Below are 2,583 nucleotides of genomic sequence, written 5' to 3' on the forward strand. Positions count from 1 at the left end.
CTGCGCGCCAAGTTCGCCGAGCACCCGATCGAGACGACCGGCAAGGAGCTTCGCGACATGATGAGCTGGGTTGACCGGCCCATCACCGAAACCGCCTAAGAGCTTCGACGAGGCAGTGTGGGGCTCACGCCACGCACGCGATACCAGTCCCCGCGGACATCGATATCGATGTCCGCGGGGACTTTTGCATTCACGCACAGATCAAAGCCACAGCGCGACGCGCCAAATGAGTCCTGGTATGGGGCGAGCCGTTCCTGTGAGGTCCTTAGTCGGGCCTCTACACTCGAAACGCAACGTCCCTCCCGGGACGGAAACCGCAACCGAAAAGGAGCCCCACTGGTGAAGCGCCCGGTGCTCAACACGTTTTCGGCGCTACTCGCCGCCTCCCTCGTCCTTGCCGGCTGCTCGTCGGGTTCGGGCGATGGGTCGGCCGTATCGCTGCAGGACGACTTTTCCGATCTGCAGGTCGTGGGAGAGGACGATAATTCGGGGGTCGATATCTCCTCGGAGATCCTGGAAGCAAGCCCCATTGCCGTCGTGTCCGAGGATGACGACGCCGCCGAGGCGCTCGCGGGGAGTTCGGCAGTAGCCTTGCGGAGTCCCATGTTCGTGGTCCCCGAGACGGGTGAAAGTGACATCGGCGGGGAGCTCGGGCGCCTCGGCGTCGGCAAGGTGCTGCGTGTCGGCGATGTCGACGTACCGGACGGTGAGTGGGACGTGATCGACGCGCCAACGGACCGGGCGGAGCTTGAGAAACAGATCGGCGTCGAGTTCACCGATGCCAAAGAGGTCAAACCGGACCGACTCGACGACTCGCTGGCGACGACCGATCCAGCATCCCCTGTGCTGTTCTCGCTCGTCGATCATGGTCCGGTCGACGGGCCTGCGGAGGCGAGTGAGGACACGTTGAGCCCGCTCGAAAATGCCGAGCCGGACGACGACGCGCCGACTCTGCTCTCAAGCCGGGACACCTCGCTTTCCGGCACGCTCACGGGAAAGTCGGCTGGCGCGAAGTTCGTTCATCTCCCGGGACCGGACCCTCGAGTCAATGGGGATTCGGTGTCCGCCGTCAAACGTGAAGGGTCTGTTGTCGCGCTGGGCGAAGGCTGGGGCGACGACGACGAATTTGCCGAGAAGGTGGACAAGGCGCGCACCGAGACCGAGCTGCCCGGCGGCGGCCAACTCGTTTTCCCTGGACACAGGTTCGTGGCGGCGTACGGCTCGCCGGGAGTCCCTGCGCTCGGAATCCTGGGCGAGCAGGACGATGCGGCGAGCGTCCAGCGGGTCAAGGACCTGGCTGCCGAGTACCAGCCGTTCGCGCAGCAGGGAATAATCCCGACGTTCGAGGTGATCACGACGATTGCCTCCGGTTCGCCGGGGCCTGATGGCAAGTACACGATCGCGCGGCCCGCCGAGGAGGTTCGGGCGACGGTCGACGCGATTACCGATGCTGGTGGCTACGCGCTCATCGACCTGCAACCCGGGCGAGCAGACTTTCTCGAACAGGCGAAGTTGTACGAGGACCTTCTCTCGGAACCCGGAGTCGGTCTCGCGCTCGATCCGGAATGGCGTCTCGACGACGGCATGCTTCCGGCGCAGGAAGTCGGCCACGTGGGAGTCGATGAGGTGAACAGGGTGAGCGAATGGCTCGCCGACCTCACCGCAGACAAGGATTTGCCGCAAAAAATGTTCGTGGTGCACCAATTCCAGCTGCAGATGATCCGCGACCGTGAGCGGATGGACACCACCCGGGACGAGCTGGCGTACGTGATTCACGCCGATGGACACGGCCCGCCCGAGGACAAGACCCTGACGTGGGAGGCGATGAAGAAGGATCTTCCGGACAACGTCCATCTCGCGTGGAAGAACTTCTACGACGAGGACACGCCGATGTTCACTCCCGAGCAGACCATGAGCATGGAGCCCAAACCCTGGCTGGTGACGTTCCAGTAAGCTGTGGCGCTCATCGCCCGGAGGCGTTGTCGCTGCGTAGGAATTCGGCGACCCGGCGCGCCGCGTGAGCGCCGGCCATCCCATGCACACCCGGTCCCGGGGGAGTCGACGCCGAGGCCATCCACACGCCCCGCCGACCCCCGGAATACGGGTCGAAGGAGCGTGCGAAGCGGAAGGCCATGCCCGGTATGTCGGCGGCTATCGACGCGATGTCCCCGCCGGGATACGAGGCGTTGTACCGTTCCAGGTCCGCCGGCCCCCGCTCGTTACTCGCTGCTATGACGTCCCGGAAACCGGGGGCAGACGCCTCGATCACGCGCGTGACCCGCTCGGTCACGGCCACGTCGCTCCCGTTCGGAACGTGGGCGTAGGTCCACAGCACGCGGCGCCCATCGGGCGCGATTCGCGCGGAGTCCGCCGCCCAGGGCTGGCTGGCGAGTATGGCCGGGGAGCCGGGCACGGTGCCCGCACGGACCGCCTTTTCTGCGTTGTCTGCGTCACGGAAATTGCCCGTGAGGTGCACCGTTCCAGCTTGCGCGAGGCGTTCGTCGCGCCACGGGACCTCGCCGCGCAGAACGAAATCGACCCGCGCGGCTGCGCCTCCCGGAGAGGGCGCCGGCAGCCGAGCGC

Annotated in this window: 3 protein-coding genes; 2 read left to right on the top strand and 1 reads right to left on the bottom strand. The window is 65.9% G+C overall.

The features are described from left to right. Both K8V11_RS04875 and K8V11_RS04880 read left to right on the top strand, forming a co-directional pair. On the top strand, positions 1-99 hold a 99-nt coding region (locus K8V11_RS04875), incomplete at its 5' end, for a hypothetical protein (RefSeq protein WP_303911315.1). 240 nt (positions 100-339) lie between these two features. Then, positions 340-1,953: a hypothetical protein gene (locus K8V11_RS04880; RefSeq protein WP_303911314.1), complete on the top strand. Its 1,614-nt coding sequence runs from the start codon at positions 340-342 to the stop codon at positions 1,951-1,953. A gap of 10 nt (positions 1,954-1,963) precedes the next feature. On the opposite strand, the gene K8V11_RS04885 is transcribed toward K8V11_RS04880, so the two are convergent. Continuing rightward, the coding region (locus K8V11_RS04885; RefSeq protein ID WP_369693040.1) for a phytoene desaturase family protein at positions 1,964-2,583 on the bottom strand (620 nt) is incomplete at its 5' end.

Source organism: Dietzia timorensis (genome assembly GCF_020742175.1).
GTDB classification, from domain to species: Bacteria; Actinomycetota; Actinomycetes; order Mycobacteriales; family Mycobacteriaceae; genus Dietzia; species Dietzia timorensis_A.